This window comes from uncultured Adlercreutzia sp., assembly GCF_958431955.1.
Lineage (GTDB): Bacteria > Actinomycetota > Coriobacteriia > Coriobacteriales > Eggerthellaceae > Adlercreutzia.
Genome location: NZ_CAUASN010000024.1, coordinates 1 through 15,858 on the forward strand (window position 1 = coordinate 1; position 15,858 = coordinate 15,858).

At 63.9% G+C, this 15,858-nt stretch carries 10 protein-coding genes; 7 read left to right on the plus strand and 3 right to left on the minus strand.

All coding sequences use genetic code 11. The annotated features are described in order from the left end of the window. On the minus strand, window positions 1-2,703 hold a 2,703-nt coding region (locus Q5064_RS07975; RefSeq protein WP_302963675.1), incomplete at its 3' end, for a hypothetical protein. 169 nt (window positions 2,704-2,872) lie between these two features. Next, window positions 2,873-4,117 carry a helix-turn-helix transcriptional regulator gene (locus Q5064_RS07980; protein WP_302963678.1) on the minus strand — a complete coding sequence of 415 codons (1,245 nt, stop codon included), beginning with the start codon at window positions 4,115-4,117 and terminating at the stop codon, window positions 2,873-2,875. Between the two features lie 522 nt (window positions 4,118-4,639). On the opposite strand from Q5064_RS07980, the gene Q5064_RS07985 reads away from it, so the two are divergent. The 3 genes from Q5064_RS07985 (at window position 4,640) to Q5064_RS07995 (ending at window position 8,430) form a co-directional block, all read left to right on the plus strand. Further along, window positions 4,640-6,925: an FAD-dependent oxidoreductase gene (locus tag Q5064_RS07985; protein ID WP_302963679.1), complete on the plus strand. Its 2,286-nt coding sequence runs from the start codon at window positions 4,640-4,642 to the stop codon at window positions 6,923-6,925. Window positions 6,926-7,163: 238 nt separating this feature from the next. Further along, the gene (locus Q5064_RS07990; protein WP_302963680.1) at window positions 7,164-7,793 is read left to right on the plus strand and encodes an RNA polymerase sigma factor; all 630 of its coding nucleotides are present in this window, start codon (window positions 7,164-7,166) and stop codon (window positions 7,791-7,793) included. Beyond that, window positions 7,738-8,430 (plus strand): hypothetical protein, encoded by a 693-nt coding sequence (locus tag Q5064_RS07995; RefSeq protein WP_302963681.1) that lies wholly within the window; start codon window positions 7,738-7,740, stop codon window positions 8,428-8,430. The genes Q5064_RS07990 and Q5064_RS07995 overlap by 56 nt, the downstream gene beginning before the upstream one ends. Before the next feature lie 105 nt (window positions 8,431-8,535). Here the strand turns inward: Q5064_RS07995 and Q5064_RS08000 are convergent, their stop codons facing one another. Beyond that, window positions 8,536-9,927 (minus strand): LuxR family transcriptional regulator, encoded by a 1,392-nt coding sequence (locus Q5064_RS08000; protein WP_302963683.1) that lies wholly within the window; start codon window positions 9,925-9,927, stop codon window positions 8,536-8,538. A gap of 280 nt (window positions 9,928-10,207) precedes the next feature. Here Q5064_RS08000 and Q5064_RS08005 point away from each other — a divergent pair, with 280 nt between their 5' ends. The 4 genes from Q5064_RS08005 to cysS all read left to right on the plus strand — a co-directional run bounded on the left by Q5064_RS08005 (window position 10,208) and on the right by cysS (window position 15,844). After that, window positions 10,208-12,133 carry an FAD-binding protein gene (locus Q5064_RS08005; RefSeq protein WP_302963685.1) on the plus strand — a complete coding sequence of 642 codons (1,926 nt, stop codon included), beginning with the start codon at window positions 10,208-10,210 and terminating at the stop codon, window positions 12,131-12,133. Between the two features lie 28 nt (window positions 12,134-12,161). Beyond that, entirely contained in the window at window positions 12,162-12,938 is a 777-nt protein-coding gene (locus Q5064_RS08010; RefSeq protein WP_302963687.1) for a succinate dehydrogenase/fumarate reductase iron-sulfur subunit, read from the plus strand. 442 nt (window positions 12,939-13,380) lie between these two features. After that, a complete protein-coding gene (locus tag Q5064_RS08015) occupies window positions 13,381-14,208 on the plus strand; it encodes a GTP pyrophosphokinase family protein (RefSeq protein WP_302963689.1) in 828 nt (275 codons plus the stop codon). Window positions 14,209-14,284: 76 nt separating this feature from the next. Further along, entirely contained in the window at window positions 14,285-15,844 is a 1,560-nt protein-coding gene (cysS, locus tag Q5064_RS08020) for a cysteine--tRNA ligase (protein ID WP_302963691.1), read from the plus strand. Window positions 15,845-15,858 lie beyond the last annotated feature (14 nt).

Genomic DNA, 15,858 nt, shown 5'->3' on the forward strand with positions numbered 1-15,858 from the left:
GGTCTCGGGATCGGGGGTAAAGCCGGGGAGGACGGTGCCCTGGTTCCGCACCGCCTCGAGAAGCGCGTCCAGGTTGGGCGGCGCCACGACGCTCGACCAGTAGATGCTCTCCCCGTAGCCGTCATCGCCGTAGGCGCTCTCCAGGGTGCTCTGGCCGTCGACGACAAGGACGGTGCCCCCGCCGATGGCCACACCCGCGCCTACGGCCGCCCCGCCCGTGCCGGCGGTGCTGAAGAGGCTGTTGCCGCCGTGGAGGTACACCTGGTCGACCTGGATGGTGCCCGTGCCGCTCACGGCCGCGCCACCCTCGCCGAACCAGCCCTCGCCGCCGAGAGCCACCAGCGTGCCGGCGCCGACGATGGAGCCGTGGTCCAGCTGCACCGCCGCCCCGCCCGTGGTGGTGAGGTTGGTGGCGCCTCCGGCGTACACGCCGAGCACCGCGCCCTCCTCGAGGACGAGGGTCCCGTTGCTCACCAGAAGGCCGCCCTGGCCAAGAGACGGGGCGCCGGTGACGGGGTCGAGGCCCGACGCGGCCTCGTCGCCGCGGATGTACACCTGCCCTGACACCTTCACAGTGCCCTCGGCGACCACCACGGGCCTGGCGTTGCTGCGGGCCTCGTCGCCGTTGGGCAGATAGTTGGTATGGGAGTAGATGAGGGAGTCGGTGAGCGTGGCGCCGTCGCGCAGGACGATCTGGCCGCTCATGGAGGCACCGGATAGGAAGCCCGTCTCGCCGCCGTAGGCGTTGTAGTTCATGCTGAACGTGCCGCCCGCCTGCACATCCACGATGCCGTTGACCACCGAGTCGCGCAGCGACACCGTGCCCCCGTCCTCCACGACGATGCGCACGCCGCTGTTGATCTCCATGTTCACGATGGTCAGGTTGCAGCCGGCGGGCACGATGAGCGTCTGGGTGGGCGCCGCGCCGTCGGGCACGACCTCGCCCAGGTAGCCGTAGGTGCCGCTCTCGTGCGAGCCGTACCATGCCTTCACATCCGCCGGCACGACCACCACCTGCTCCTCGCCCGCCGGCGCGAAGGAGTGCATCGTCCAGGGCTCCATGTCGTACATGTACTTGCCGTCCGCCGTCTGGGTGCAGTTCTCCAGGATCAGCTGGTCGCTGAGGTGCTCGTGGCCCGTGTAGACGCGGAAGACAAGCTCGTTGCTCGTCGCGGTGCGCCCCTGCTCGTCGGTGACGGTGACCGAGACGGGGTAGGCCCCGGCCCGCGCGGGCGTGCCGCTCAGCGTGAGCGAGCTGTCGAAGGGGGAGTAGAGGGCGGTCATGCCGCTGGCCGCGTCGAGGCTCACCGAGCAGTCGGCGCCGGAGACGGCCACGGTCGAGTCGGCCAGGGGCAGCCAGTCCTCCTCGGCCGGCTCGGTCTCGGCGTCGGCGGTGAAGGCCGCCTGCACCTCCACGTTGCTGTTCTTGTTCACCGACACGTTCGTCGAGGCGCCGGTGATGGCGTCGTAGCCCACCTGCCCCTCGACTGCCGGCTCGAAGCTGCCCACCAGGCGAATATGCAGCTGGCGCGTATCGCCCTGCTCCGTGTTCTCGTCGGCCGGCTCTACCGTGAAGGTGCCCCCGGTGATGATGACCTTGAAGCGCACGTCGCCGTACTTCGTGCTGAGTACCGTGAGAATGTCGCCCGACTGGAAGGGGGTGTAGCTGGCGTTGGCGAAGTGGATGCCGCGGGCGTCGAAGAAGGTGCTCTCGGTGTACACCTTGTAGCGGGTGCCGGTGACGACCGAATCGGTCTCCTCGAGCGCCGTGCCGTTCCAGAGCACCCCGCTGACGGTGGAGAGGAAGTCGTCGGCCCCCTCGAAGTCGACGACGAAATCGTAGCCGCTCCTCACCACGGGCGTAATGGTCGCCTCCACGGGGTCCTGCGCCTCGTCCCCGCTGCCGTCTCCCCCGTCGGGGGCTTCGACATCGGGGGCGCCGCCCGTCACGACGGTGGCCGTGTGGCTGTTCGCGTTCAGCAGGAGCGTCAGGTCGGAAAAGCCCTCGGCGCTGATGACGCAGGTGCCCTCGGTGCCGCCGAATCCCTCGCCGACGTAGAGCGCGCCCGCGGAGGTGTCGGCGTAGAAGGACGTGTTGTTCCACACGCCGTAAGAGGAGCTTGCCCGGGCGTACGCGATGCCGTTCACCGTCACGGAGCTGATGTGGGAGAGCCACTCGCCGCCCTCGAAGGTCAGCTTGAAGTCGTAGCCGAAGTTCGACTCGCATCTCGTGAGCGTCGGTGCGGTCGCGTCGGCGCTTTGGGCGACGACGCGCGGCGACGGCTCGGCTGCGGTCGGGCTGTCTGCGGTTGCGGCGTCCTCGGGCGCGCGGACGCTGGCGATGCCGGATTCCGCGTCCGAGCCGTCGACTTCCTCCTCGGCTGCGGGCGCCTGCTCTGCGAGGGCCGGCGCCGCCTCCGGTTCGGCGGCCGCCGGCTCGCCTGCGGGGCCGGGCACCTCCGCGTTTTCGCTCGGGGACGTTTCCGCATCGGCGATTGCCGGGTCGGTCTCGCTCTCGAGCGCAGGCGCCTCGGGCGTAGCCGGCTCGCCGGCGTCGTCGTGCTCGCCCGCGGCCGCCGCCTCTGCTTCGGCAAACGCGCGGCCGGGCTGGGCCGCCACGAGCGCCGATGCGGAAAGGGGCGATCCGAGCGCGAGGGAGAGGGCCATGCACGAGGCAATGCCCTTCCGGTAACCCTTGACCATATTCTCTTCTCCTATCGTTGGGGCCATGCCAAGAAACAGTAGTTAACTTTGGCTTACTTTTATCCTACTGCTCTTTCCCCATCCGTCAAGAGTTAAATATGACTAACTTTATCTGAATTGCTTTTCGGTGGTTCGCGGAACCCTGACCCCGCTCTCTTCCCGCTCGGGGTCAGCGCTTCAGCAGCTTATCGAGCAGGGCCTGGCGCGACGAGACGCCGCACTTCTCGTAGATATGGCGAATATGGGTCTTCACGGTGCTCTTCGAGAGAACAAGCTCCTGCTCGATGTAGGGGACGTCTCGGCCCTTCGAGATCAGCTCCAGCACTTCGCGCTCCCGGGGCGAGAGGCGCATGGCTTCGGCGAACGCGTCGATCTGCATCCCGGCAGGGTCGCCGGAACGCTCCGTCGCGCCTTCCGCTGCCTGGTCCTCTCCGCTATTTCCGGCGCACGAAGCCCCCTTGCGCACGATGTCGTACACGTGGGGCATGGGCCCCAGGAGAAGAGCCACTAGGGTGAGAAGTCCTGCTCCGCCGAATACCGTTCGGCTGGTGAAGTCGAACAGATCGAGCGCCGGGTTCAGGTACAGTCCCATGACGAGCCCGTCCGCCATCACCATGGCGCCTGCGCAGAGGCAGGCCAATCGCAGGAGGGGCAAATCCCAGCTGGCTGTCCCGTCTTCCCGATAGTAGAGGAGCAGCGCCATAATTATGAAGAGGAAAATGACGATGCGGCCGGCCTCGGCCACTCCGATGGGGGCGCCCCCTGGTAGATGGTAGGGGAAGGTCGCAAATCCCACGGCGACGGCGAAAAACCCGCTGGCGCACACGAGGGGCAGTCGGAGGGCTTGGCGCCGAGCCAGGGCGATTCCCAGACCCGAGAAGAGCGCGATGAGCGCGGCGGCGATGAGCGCGGGCTCGGTAAGATGGCCGAGCGACGGCGCTTCGGGGCTGCCGGTGAGGGGAGCGAGAAGGGGGCTCGCCTCGGAGAAGAGGGAAACGGGGAAGAGGCTGAGCAGCAAATCGGCTACAAATACCGCCAGCACCACGGAGAGGGTCAGCACGCGCGGCAGGGGAACGTCCGCGCCGCTTCTTCGCGGGGCCGGGTCATCTGCGGTCGGCTCGCCTGCCTCGATGTCGTACGGAACATGTGCGGCAAGGCCCCAGGCCATGCCCAGGGGCGCCCCCAGGGAGGCGCCGAGGAGCATGAGCCCCCGAGGGGCGATGCTCAGGACGATGAAGGCGAGGCTGGCTCCCAGCAAGCTGCGCAGAATGAGAAGGAGAGCCTGGGAGGTCTCGAGGCGGACCAGCGCAAGCCACCAGGCGCAGCCTCCCAGTGCCAAGGCGGCTCCGAGCAAGGTGTCTCCCGCCACCATGGCAGACGGGGCGTCGTCGAAGAGCATCCCCGCCCGTAGCATGACCGAGGCGCTTATGGCGCAAGCGAGGACGAGGGCGGCCGTGCGGGTACGCGCGAGTTGGTGTCGCAGCTGCGCTGCGGCAAGGCATGCGACGAACGCGACGAGGACGCCCCCGTCGCAGGAGAGGGTGAGGGGGATTTGCCATGCGAGGGCGACGGGCAAGTCGGTATAAAGCGCACCCGACAAGAGAACGCAAAGCACAAGCCATAGATAGCAGCCAAGGCCGACGCCTCTCGCGTCGATCTTCAAATGTCCGAACATCCGCAGTTCCCTCCTTCCCCATAGATTATAGCGTCTCATATGCGGGGTTTTCTATCGTCCCAACGGGTCGATGCTGGAAAACTTTCCGTAATTACTTCCGTCGGGTCGATGCTCTGATCAGGGATTCTCTCGTACAGTGCCACCGACGCGTCCGAGGCTTGCCTGTGCAAGGGGCCGCAGTGGACGAAGAAGGGCTCGGCGAGCGTGAGACGTGCGCCACGCGCTCGGCCGGGCTGCGAAGGAGAGAAAGGGAGGTCAGCTATGGCCGGAAGTAACACGATGCAAGATGCGATGAACGTCAGCCGCCGCGGTTTTCTGGGCGGCTTGGGGGCGGCCGCGCTCGGCGCAGGGGCCCTGGGATTGGGCGTGCTCGGCGGGTGCGCGCCGCAGCAGGGTGCGTCGACGAGCGCAGCCGGCGCCGAAGGGGGATCGTCGGCGTCCCTGGCCGAGACCGGTGCGGGGTCGCCCTTTGCGCAAATCAACCCGCAGGATTGGGAGTTCACGACGAACTCCATCACAGATTTTGCCGCCACGACGATGTTCTCCGAGCTGAAGATCGGCTCGCTCACGCTGAAGAACCGCCTCATCAAGTCTGCGGCGAGCTCCATGGTGCCCAACGACGAGCAGAAGGCGGTCGCCTACCATGGGCGCATTGCCGCGGGTGGCATGGGGGCTGTGCTCGTTGAGGGCAGCTATATCATGCTCGATCGCCTGGACAAGCGCGTGAATGTGGCGGACAACGATACGCGCATGACCATCGAGGAGAGTCCGCTCGAGGCTATTTGCGCCGAAGTGCACAGCCATGACGTGCCTTGCCTCGTCCAGATGAAGACGGCCACTCCCGGCATCGTGTATTTGTGGGAGAACATGGGCGAGGAGGGGGAGACTCACAAGGCGAGCTTGCTTTCCGATGCCGATATTCAGATGTACATCGAGGACACCATCGACGGTGCCGAGCGGCTCAAGGCCATCGGCTTCGACGGCATCGACCTGAACGCCGCAGGCGACAACCTGCCGGCTCGCTTCTTCTCGCGCTTCGGCAACGACCGCGATGCGGGCGACCCCTACGGGCCCGCGTCCATCGAGAACCGCACTCGAATCGCCTGCGACATCATTCGCGGCGTCAAGGAGCGCTGCGGCGCTGATTTCGTCGTGCAGGTGCTGGTGAACGGCGCCGAGGAAAACGATGGCGCTTTGGGCGACAATGCGCTGGTGAACACGCCCGAGGAGACGGCGGCTATCTGCCAGGCGCTTGAGGCGGCCGGTGCCGATGCCCTCGAGCTGCGCCTCGGAACCTTCACCTTCCATGAGGCCCAGTTCGTCAATGACGGCGCCTTCGCCGGATACGGCTACGACGGCGCCACGAGCTTCGGCACCTTCTACGACTTCAGCAGTCATTTCAGCGGATTGCTCGACGGGTCGCATTCCGGCTGCGGCCTCATCATGGGTGCGTGCAAATACGTGAAGCAGCACGTGTCCATCCCCGTGGGCGGCGCGGTGTTCATGGACCCGGCGCTCGCTCCCGACTATTTCGAGAATGCGCTGAACGACGGCACGCTGGACATGATCTATCTGCATCGTCCCGTCTCCAACTGCGACCCGGAATACGCCAACAAGCTGCGGGAGAACCGTATCGACGAGATCCGCCCGTGCTGCCGCTGCTTGAATTGCCTGGGCGGTCTGTGCCGTGTGAATCCCTGCAACAACTCGGTGTTCACCGAGGCCATGCCCGAGGGATACGAGGTACGTCCCGCCGATGGCGAGAAGAGCGTCATGGTGGTGGGCGGCGGTCCTGCCGGCATGGAGGCGGCGCGCGTGGCCGCGGAGCGCGGGTATGCCGTCACCCTGTACGAGAAGAACGGCCTGGGCGGTCTGCTCGATTTCGCCGAGATGGTGAAGGGAAAGCACGAGAGCCTGGGACGTCTGAGGAGCTATCTGTCGCATATGCTGGAGGTGCAGGGCGTCAACGTGGTCACAGGTCAGGAGGTGGATGCCGCCTTCGTGCGCGAGCAGAAGCCTGACGTGGTCATTGTGGCCGCAGGTGGCGTGCGTCCGGAGCTGGCGGCGGCGGGCACCGAGGCGACGCCCGTGATCAGCGTTGTCGATTTCCTTGCCAGCGAGGTTGGCGAGCGCGTGGTCGTGCTCGGCTTCAATGCCCAGGCAACCGACGCTGCGCATTACCTGGTGGCGCAGGGCAAGAAGGTGACGGTCGTCGCGCCGGAGCCCGCCGAGGCGTTCGGAACGGGCCAAGCTATGATGCTGAACGCTTTTGTGAAACCGGCTTTCTTCGCCGCCGGCGGTCGTATCATGCCCGAATGCACGCTCAAGAGCGTAGGCGATGGCGAGGTTGTCGTCACGAATAGTTTCGGGCTGGATGTGACGCTTGCCTGCGACTGCGTGGTGGACGCCTCGACCATGGCTCCGAATCCCGCCTTGGCCGATGAGTTGAGCGGCGAGTTCGACGTGTACACGGTGGGCGATGCCGCCGAGCCGTTGAGCATCCAGAACGCCATTACGACGGCGAACCTGACGGCCCGCAACTGCTAGCAACCGCGCACGCGGTCCCATGCCCTCCCTCGGCGGAGATCGGCCCCACGGCCGGTCTCCGCTTGCTTATGGAAGGGGTGCCGTTCGCCGCGCGTCTCAGAAATTTTCTCCACCATCGCACATTTCCGGCATCCCGAGCGTATTACCCTTGAAGGGCCTTTCACGCAGGGGCGCCTCTCTTCTCGATCGCTAGCACGGGAAGAGCGGTGCCCCCGCAGACGGACAAGAGGGAAGTGACGTGGATAACCGCCAGTTCAGAGTCATTGTGGACGCTTACGCCGACATGGTGTACCGCATCGCGCTCAACCAGACGCGGCGGGGCGCCGATGCCGATGACGTCGTGCAGGCGGTGTTCCTGAAGCTGTACGAGAAGCCGCCGGAGTGGCTCGGGTGCGCCTCGGTCGCCGATCAAGCCGACGGCGGCCGGCCTTCTCGCAGCACTCGCCATCCCGCCGCACCCGATGCGGCGGCCGACGAGCGCTTGCGGGCATGGCTCATCCGCGTGACGGTGAACGAGTGCCGAAACCTCTGGCGCACGCTGTGGCATCGTCGTGTGGAACTGCGTGAGGTGCACGACGCTGACACGGCGCCCTATGAGGAGCCGGCGTTCACGGAGCCGGCGCACGAGCAGCTTTACGCAGCTCTCGGCGAGCTTCCCGAGAAGTGCCGCATCGTGGTGCATCTGTTCTACTTCGAGGATATGGGCACCCGCGAGATCGCCGCGGTGCTCGGCATCAAGGAACCCACGGTGCGCACCCGCCTTGTCCGCGCACGGAAACTACTCAAGCAAACGTTGAAGGAGGCATGGGACGATGAGCAATGCCAGCCAGTACAAAGCCATGATGGGCGAGGTCCGTGCCTCTGCTAACCTCATTGGAAAGGTAAAGGGCATTCCCATGGAGAAGACGAAGAAACGCGGAGTTGCGCTGCGATTGGCCACGGCGACCTGCGCCGGCCTGCTCGGCGTATTCGTGGTGACGAACGGTGTGTGCTATGCCGCTACGGGCGAGACCTGGGTGGAGAAGGCCACCGTATGGGTGAACGGCGAGCCGATGGAGATGGACGTGCAAATGAGCCAGCAAGGTGATGTCACCGTGGGCACCATCGAGTACACGGTGGAGGACGCCGACGGCGAGGGCGGCGACATCGCCATGACGATGAGCGCCGAAGGCGGCGATTTCTCGGACACGACCTACACGATCAAGGACTACACCGCCGAGGGCGCCGATGCGGCTGACGGCGCAGCCGGAGGCATGGTTCTGGAATCCGACGACGGCCATGTGCTCCTGGTGCCCGGCGATGGCTCCCAGGCAGAGCCTATCGACATCACCGACCAGATCAACGCCCAGGGTGGCGCGACCGGCACCTTCGAGATGGACGGCGTCACCTACGTCTACCAGGTAAGCGGCGAGCCGGGCAACTGGCACGTGAACGTGCAGACGGAGACCGAGGCGCTCGGTACCTCCGCCGAGGCCTCTCCCGCCGCGAGCGTGGAGGCGCAGTAGGGCTTTCCATTTATCCCTTTAGAGTTTAGGAAAGACGGGCGTAGGGCGGTTCTGTTCGGTGGAACCGCCCTATTCGTGCGGTCTCTCGAAAGTTCGAGGCCTCTTCTACTTCGGTTGCTGCAGAATCTGCTTGATGAGCTCGGTTTGGCTGTGCACATCGACTTTGCGGTAGATATTGCGCGTGTGGGTGCGCACGGTGGCAACGGATATGAACAGCTTTGCGGCGATCTCGTCGGCCGTGTTGCCCTCGGCGAGCTCGACGAGCAATTCCCCTTCTCTTCGGGTGAGGTTGGCGAGCTCTGCTATCGTCTCGCAGCGTGCCTTAATGACCTCCCTGGGAATGGCGGTCGATGGAGCGTGGAGCAGCTTCTGGCTTCTCTTGCCGCAGAAGGCGATGAAAAGCAAAATGCCCAATACGAGTGAGACGAGGTAAAGCTGTTCGAAAGTTATCAGCTCGGTCTGCACCACCGCACCGCAGGCGAGTTGGCCTGCGGCGAGGCCGATGGTTTCGGCGGTGACGCAGCATACCACGAGGGGAAGAACGGCCGCATTCCCCTGCTTGGCCAACGCAACATAGGATACCTGGCTGAAGATGTTCACGCTTGAATAGGTTGCGAAGAAGATGAAGCAGACGGCTCCAAATCGCGATCCCCAGAACAACGGCACGAGGAGCAGCCAGAGTACCATGAGCTTTGCTGCTGACTGCAAGCAGGATACGAAATCGGTATCTGCTCGGCGGCTGAGTATGGTCAGGACGACGAGACTTGAAAAAATCGTTGCAGCCGTCCAGACCAGGGGCGAGAACGCGCTCGAGCAGAGATCGGCAAGCTCAAGAAGGGTGCCCGCGCATAAGCCCAGCACGAAAACGGCAGCGACAGCGGGCAGAAAGCTAGAAATTTGAAGCTGATTGGCCGCATCGTTCGCTGGCGGAACTGCCTGCTGGGATCTCCAGGCTCTGAGGAGGCACCACGGAGAGATGGGGATGAGCAATAAGGTGAAAATACAGGAGAGCAGCATGCTCGATGTCGCTATGGCGTTGACGGCGGCGAAAAGGGCGGCTGCCAGGGCATAGCCAAGGGCAAGTACTAAACAGGTTTTTCTTGCCCCGATTGAGCAGTAGTACTCGCCCCACCCGAACACAAGAACCGACAGGCCGAGCCTTGTGCACGGGATGGCTGCGGACGTGATCCAAGAGACGTCGACGCCGAGGGAGGGGAGCATACCGGCGACGTTGCCTGCGATCAGCGCGAAGGTTGCGCCTGCGAGTAGCCAGTGGTTTCGATGCAGCGAGCCCAGGCGACGGGAGCAGACGACGATAATCGCGGCCAATATCAGGTAGAGGATATATTCAGTGATAACTGCCGTCGGGAAAAGGCTATCGGCGGAGTCGAAGGGAGGGGCGAGCGCGGAACCAAATGCTGCGCTTGAGAACCAAACCAGCCACTGGAAGCTGACGATTGCGTTCCCGCATCCCCATAGTATCTCGCGCTGCACCATCACACTCCCCTGCATGTTTTCGCAATACAAACCAATCCTATCATGACGACCGCTTGATTGGATGCGCTCTCGGCGCTCCGCTGCTCGCAAAAACCGGCGGGACGGTCAATTACCCAAAATTGATGAGGCGTTTCGGGCTCTTTTCATCACCTATTGGCATGGACGTGGACGATATTTATCGGAGACGATGGTCATCCTTCGGATGCCTGAGTTCCCATGCCTCCGAAGGGATGAGAGGGCGCAAGGGCGCTCTGCCAATCAATCGGAAGGAGAGGTGGAGATGATCGAGGTATCAAGAAGGAGCTTCTTCAAGGGAGGTGCTGCGGCGGCCTTGGGCGGCGCAGCACTGCTGGCTCCAGGGGCACTTGCAGGATGCGCGTCGGGCGAATCGACGAAATTGGGGAACAGCGGCTCGGCCGAGGCGCTTGCACCGGGGGTTCCTGTCATATACGACGCGGATGTGGTGGTCGTGGGCTCCGGTGTGGCGGGGCTGCAGGCCACCATCGTTGCCGGCGAAGCGGGTGCGAACGTTATGGTAATCGACAAGAAGCGGTTCGGCCACTCGGGAAGCTCCGGCATGCAGACGTCGGGGGCTATGAGCTCCAGCGAATTCGAGATCGACGGGGACAATCCCGAGGTTCACTTGGAAGATGCGGTGATAACCGGCCGCTACATCGTTGATCAGCAGCTTGGGAAAGAAGTGCTGCAGGCCTACTACGACGATCGAGTACTCATGGAATCTGAGAACGACGGGAACCTCATGATGCGTATCCCGCAGACGGGAACGCCTCTTATCGGTTTGAGCAAGGGACAACATCGCCGGTGGATCGGGTACCGGAACTTCAATCTTGCTCGCAAGGCCGAGGCCACGGGTGCCCGAATCGTTGACAGTTGCACAGTCACGAAGATCCTGACTGACGAGAACGGGGTTGTTTGCGGCGTCACTGCGTTGGATTTTAAAACGGGGCAGTTCTTTGCCGTGCGAGCCAAAGCCGTCATCTTGGCAACGGGCGGCGTTAATGCGAATTGGGGCGCTGCGGATGTGACGGGTAAGTACAGTGGCAGCGCGAGCGGCTTGGTTGGAGATGGTCACGCTTTGGCACTGCCCCTCGGCGTCGAATTTCGCGATCTGGAGTTCCGTTCGCACAAGGGCGATGGAAAGTTGCTGTGCGCCCCGGTGGGCATTGGCCTTGCGGGTGCTGCCTGGGAGCCGGGGCTGCAGGGTGCTGAGACCTGGACCGACAAAAACGGCGATCGGGTTTTCCCTGACATTGAAAGCGAGGAGGAGTTGTCGGCCCGCGAAATGGCTGTGAAGTTCTACGATTTAAAGAATCGAGGGCTGCTCGGTCCCAACGGAGGGGTGTTCGCCAAGATGAACTTGGTTGGTGGGGATGATGTAGGCTCACCCAACGAGCACGTGTACACTCAATACCAGTTGAGCTGGGAGGCCAATGGCGCATTGCCGGAAACTGTGGAAGTGGCCCCAGTTAGCGTGTACGATTACGGTGGCATCGTTACGGATGTTAACGGTGCGACAGGCGTGGAAGGTTTGTTCGCGGTGGGGGAGTGCGCCATGCATTCGGGCGCTGCTTATGGCTCGTTTCGTATGTACTCATCGGCTATGGTTATTGGTCGGCGCGCGGCCCAGGCCGCTGTCGCTCGCGCCCAGTCGACGAACGGGCCAACGCTCAATGAGGACGAGGTAGTCGGTGAGCGAGACCGTTTGGATGCCCTGCTTTCCAATGACCCCCACGATGGTATTAGCGTTATTGATCTGCGGCGCAAGGTTCAGGATGCGGCTTGGCTCGGCGCAGGAGCGCTCCGGAGTGACGCCGCGTGCCAGGCGGCTTTGGAGGCGCTCGACGAGTGCGAGGCGCTGGTGCCGAGCATGCGCGTCGACGGTAAGAGTCGCCTGTGCAATCTGAACTGGTTTGACGCCATTGAGGTACCTCATATGATCGCGGCGAGCCGCATGGTGATTATGGCCTGTCAGGCGCGTACCGAAAGTCGTGGTACCCATATGAGGGCTGACTATCCCCTGGAGGATAACGACAACTGGCTGAAGAACGTCTACGTTTTCGAGCGGGATGGGAAGATTGTCACCGAGGTACGCGAGGTTGTCGGGGGCGACGTGGCGCTTCCCGAGGGCGGAACGGAAGACCAGGGCGGCGGCACGATCGAGCTTGATTGGCAAAACTGGGCGTAATGCTCCGGCAAAGAAAGGTGGCAATTTCATGGCAAAAGTAAAAGTACTTCGATTTGATCCCAGCGTGGATGGCGAACCCTATTACAGCGACTTTGAGGTGCCGGCGACTGAGGGCATGTCAATCCTGCAAGGACTGCACTACATTCGCGAGCACTTTGAGCCCATCTCCTACGAGTATAGCTGCCGCGCGACCAGCTGCGGCATGTGCGGCATGAGCGTGAACGGCACACCTGTTTTCGCATGCTGCACGCCCCTCGAAGACGACGAGGAGTATACGATCGAGCCGCTTGACCGTTATCCGGTGATCAAGGATCTAGTGGTGGATCGTTCGGCGGTCGAGCGTCGTATTCATCATGTTATGCCACAGTTTGCGCGAGCGAGCGAGATGACCATGCCGGCACCAGTCAGCGAGGACAGCTACATGTCCGTATCCATGCTGCAGCAGTGTCGTGATTGCGGTATCTGCATGTCAGTGTGCCCGGTGGTGGAAGTGGCAGGCACCGACGAGTATTCCGGCCCTGAGGTGATGGTGAAGATCGCTGCCCGTTATTTCGATGATCGGGAGGGTCTGTCGGCCATGCGTCTGGGTCAGGCTGTCGGGGAGGGGCTGTTCAAGTGCCTTGAATGCGGGACGTGTACCTCGGTCTGTCCCAAGGGAGAGTTGATCAAGGTGCAGGATTTCCCCTACTCTTTCATCGACCATGTTCGGCATTTCCAGCAGATGAAGGAAGATGCTCGTGCCGCGGGGCTTGAGCCGATCGAGCCGGAGGAGCCAAAGCCGTTGGATGACTACTTCTGTATCTAGCTTTTCGGATTCGGTTCAGGCGGCAAGGGCGTAGGATGGTGTCCTCCCCACGACCGTCCTACGAGCACCTCGTTTTCATACTGCATACAGAGCCTGCGCGAAATCGGTGACGGCGCACCTCCGCCGAGGCCTCTCCCGCCGCGAGCGCGGAGGCGCAGTAGGGTTCTTCTCGCTTCCGCGGACTTCCGAGTAGCAGCCCCCGCCCCGGGCTATCCCGCGGCGGGGGCTTTCGCGAAGGCTATCGGCCGCGAAATGGCTTGGAATCGACGGTTTTGTTACCGCGGACGGTGGATTCGGCTCGGAAGCGTAATATCTAGCGGGCGTTTCCCCAGGTGACGTATTACCGCCGGTGTTTCTCGCGCGAATTCGGTAACAAAAACGGCGATTCCAAGCCATTTCAGCGCAAAATAGGTTCGGGAAGCGCCGAGGGAAGGAAGCGGATATGGCGAAGCGGGCCGAGCAGGTCTTCAATCATGCGGTGGTGCGCCTGCGCGAGGGCCAGAGCGCGCTCGACACCCTGCACGAGCACCGCGAGGAACTGGCGAACCAGATGCTCGCGCGCCTTGCCGGCAGCGACGAGTTCTCCGCCATGCTCGAGCGCAATTTCGCGCCCTATCGGCGTCTGATGACCTACTACGAGTGCGCCATGATGGAGGTGGAGACGAAGTTCCGTGTGCTGGACGCCGAGTTCGGGCTGCAGCACGACCGCAACCCCATCGAGTCCATCAAATCGCGTCTGAAAAGCACCGACAGCCTGGCGAAGAAGCTCGTGCGCAAGGGGTTCCCCATGTCGGTGGACTCCATCGAGCAGAACATCTTCGACGTGGCTGGCGTGCGCGTGGTGTGCACCTTCCCCGAGGACATGTTCGCCCTCGCCGAGTCGCTGCTGGCTCAGGATGACGTGGTGCTCATCGAGCGTCGCGACTACGTGGGCGAGCCGAAGCCGAGCGGGTATCGCAGTCTGCACCTCATCATCGAGGTGCCCATCTTCTTGGAGCACGAGAAGCGCTGCGTGAAGGTGGAGGTGCAGCTGCGCACCATCTCGATGAACTTCTGGGCGTCCTTGGAACACCAGCTGCGCTACAAGAAGGACCTGGCCGAGGAGGAGGCCACTGCTGTGGCCGCGGAACTCGCTGATCTAGCCGAGGCCGCCGCCGAGCTGGACGCTCGCATGCAGGCTTTGCGCAACTACCTTGATGATAAGCAGGATGCGCCTGCGCCGATGGCGGGGAAGGGCTCCGGCCCGCAGGACGCCGACGTGCTTCGCTGATCGCGTGACGGTGCCGCCGCGCGCCGCCGATTGCGCTACAATGCTCCTACGTGCTAGTTCGCTTAAGGAGCTTCCCATGATCAAGTTGTACGATACGCGCCAGCGCCAGAAGGTGGATTTCGTCCCGGTCGAGCCGGGGAAGGTGTCCATGTACGTGTGCGGCCCCACCGTGTACAACCGCATCCATATCGGCAACGCCCGCACCTTCATCTCCTTCGACATGATCCGCCGCTACCTGGCGTGGCGCGGCTTCGACGTCACCTTCGTGCAGAACGTGACCGACGTGGACGATAAGATCATCAAGCGCGCCGGCGAGGAGGACCGCTCCGCCGCCGAGGTAGCCGAGGAGTACACGCGCCTGTTCATCGAGGACATGCGCGCTGCCGGGGTGCAGGACCCCGATATCCGCCCGAAGGCTACCGAGGAGATCGACACCATGATCGCGCTCATCGAGCGTCTCATCGAGCGCGGGCACGCCTACGCGGCCGAAGGCGACGTGTACTTCGACGTGCGCTCCTATCCCGGCTACGGCGGTCTGTCGGGCCGCGATGTGGACGAGGCGGAAAGCGGCCACCGCGAGCTGCGCGCCGACGGCCAGGGCCTTGAAGACCGCAAGCGCGACGAGCTCGACTTCGCCCTGTGGAAGGCCGCCAAGCCCGGCGAGCCGGCGTGGCCCTCTCCCTGGGGCGAGGGGCGTCCGGGCTGGCACATCGAGTGCTCGGCCATGTCAGAGAAGTACCTGGGGCTGCCCTTCGACATCCACGGCGGCGGGGCCGACCTGGTGTTCCCGCACCACGAGAACGAGCGCGCCCAGTCCGAGTGCGCCTGCGATAGCACATTCGCCAACTACTGGATGCACTCCGGCATGCTGCAGATTGCCAACGCCGAGACCGGTGAGACCGAGAAGATGTCGAAGTCGCTGAACAACTTCCTGCTGCTGCATGAGGTGCTCGAGCAGGTGCGGCCGACGGCCCTGCGCATGCTCATGCTGCAGAGCCACTACCGCAGCCCGCTCGTGTTCGGCGAGCAGCGCGTGGCCGAGGCCGACGCGGCCCTCACCCGTATCGAGAACGCGGTGAAGGGGCTCGATTGGCTGCTTGAGACGGGCACGCCCCGCGGCGAGGCCGCCCTTGCGCCCGAGGCTCCGGCCGAGGCGCTGACCGCCACGCTGGACGCGGCAGCGCTGGCCGACCGTGTGGCCGCCCTGCGCGATGCCTTCACCGAGGCCATGGACGACGACTTCAACGCGCCGGCGGCCTTGGGCGAGATCTTCTCGTTTGTGAGCGATGCGAACGCGCATGTAGCCGACGTGCAGACGCTTACGGCCGAGGAGGCTGCGGCGGGACGTGCGGCGCGCGACGTTATCGTGGAGCTGATGGGCGTGCTCGGTATCGATGTGACGGCTGCCGAGGTGGGGGAGGCCTACCCGGTGGAGGTGGTGGCGCTCGCCGCCGACCTGGCCGGCTACGACGGCGACGACCCGGAGATCGCCGTGGCGCACCTGCTGGAGGCCCGCGCCGCCGCCCGCAAGGAGAAGAACTGGGCGGTGGCCGACGGCGTCCGCGACGGCCTGGCCGATTTGGGCTTCGTGATCGAGGACACCCCCCAGGGCGCCCGCGTGAGCTACGAGGGGTAAGGTAGTGGCTCACC

Excerpts from the sequence above, each read along its gene's own strand:
- Q5064_RS08005 (WP_302963685.1), top strand. The coding sequence starts at position 10,208 with ATGATCGAGGTATCAAGAAGGAGCTTCTTCAAGGGAGGTGCTGCGGCG.
- Q5064_RS08010 (WP_302963687.1), top strand. The coding sequence starts at position 12,162 with ATGGCAAAAGTAAAAGTACTTCGATTTGATCCCAGCGTGGATGGCGAA.
- Q5064_RS08000 (WP_302963683.1), bottom strand. The coding sequence starts at position 9,927 with ATGGTGCAGCGCGAGATACTATGGGGATGCGGGAACGCAATCGTCAGC.
- cysS (WP_302963691.1), top strand. The coding sequence starts at position 14,285 with ATGATCAAGTTGTACGATACGCGCCAGCGCCAGAAGGTGGATTTCGTC.
- Q5064_RS07995 (WP_302963681.1), top strand. The coding sequence starts at position 7,738 with ATGAGCAATGCCAGCCAGTACAAAGCCATGATGGGCGAGGTCCGTGCC.
- Q5064_RS08015 (WP_302963689.1), top strand. The coding sequence starts at position 13,381 with ATGGCGAAGCGGGCCGAGCAGGTCTTCAATCATGCGGTGGTGCGCCTG.
- Q5064_RS07980 (WP_302963678.1), bottom strand. The coding sequence starts at position 4,117 with ATGCTACGGGCGGGGATGCTCTTCGACGACGCCCCGTCTGCCATGGTG.
- Q5064_RS07985 (WP_302963679.1), top strand. The coding sequence starts at position 4,640 with ATGGCCGGAAGTAACACGATGCAAGATGCGATGAACGTCAGCCGCCGC.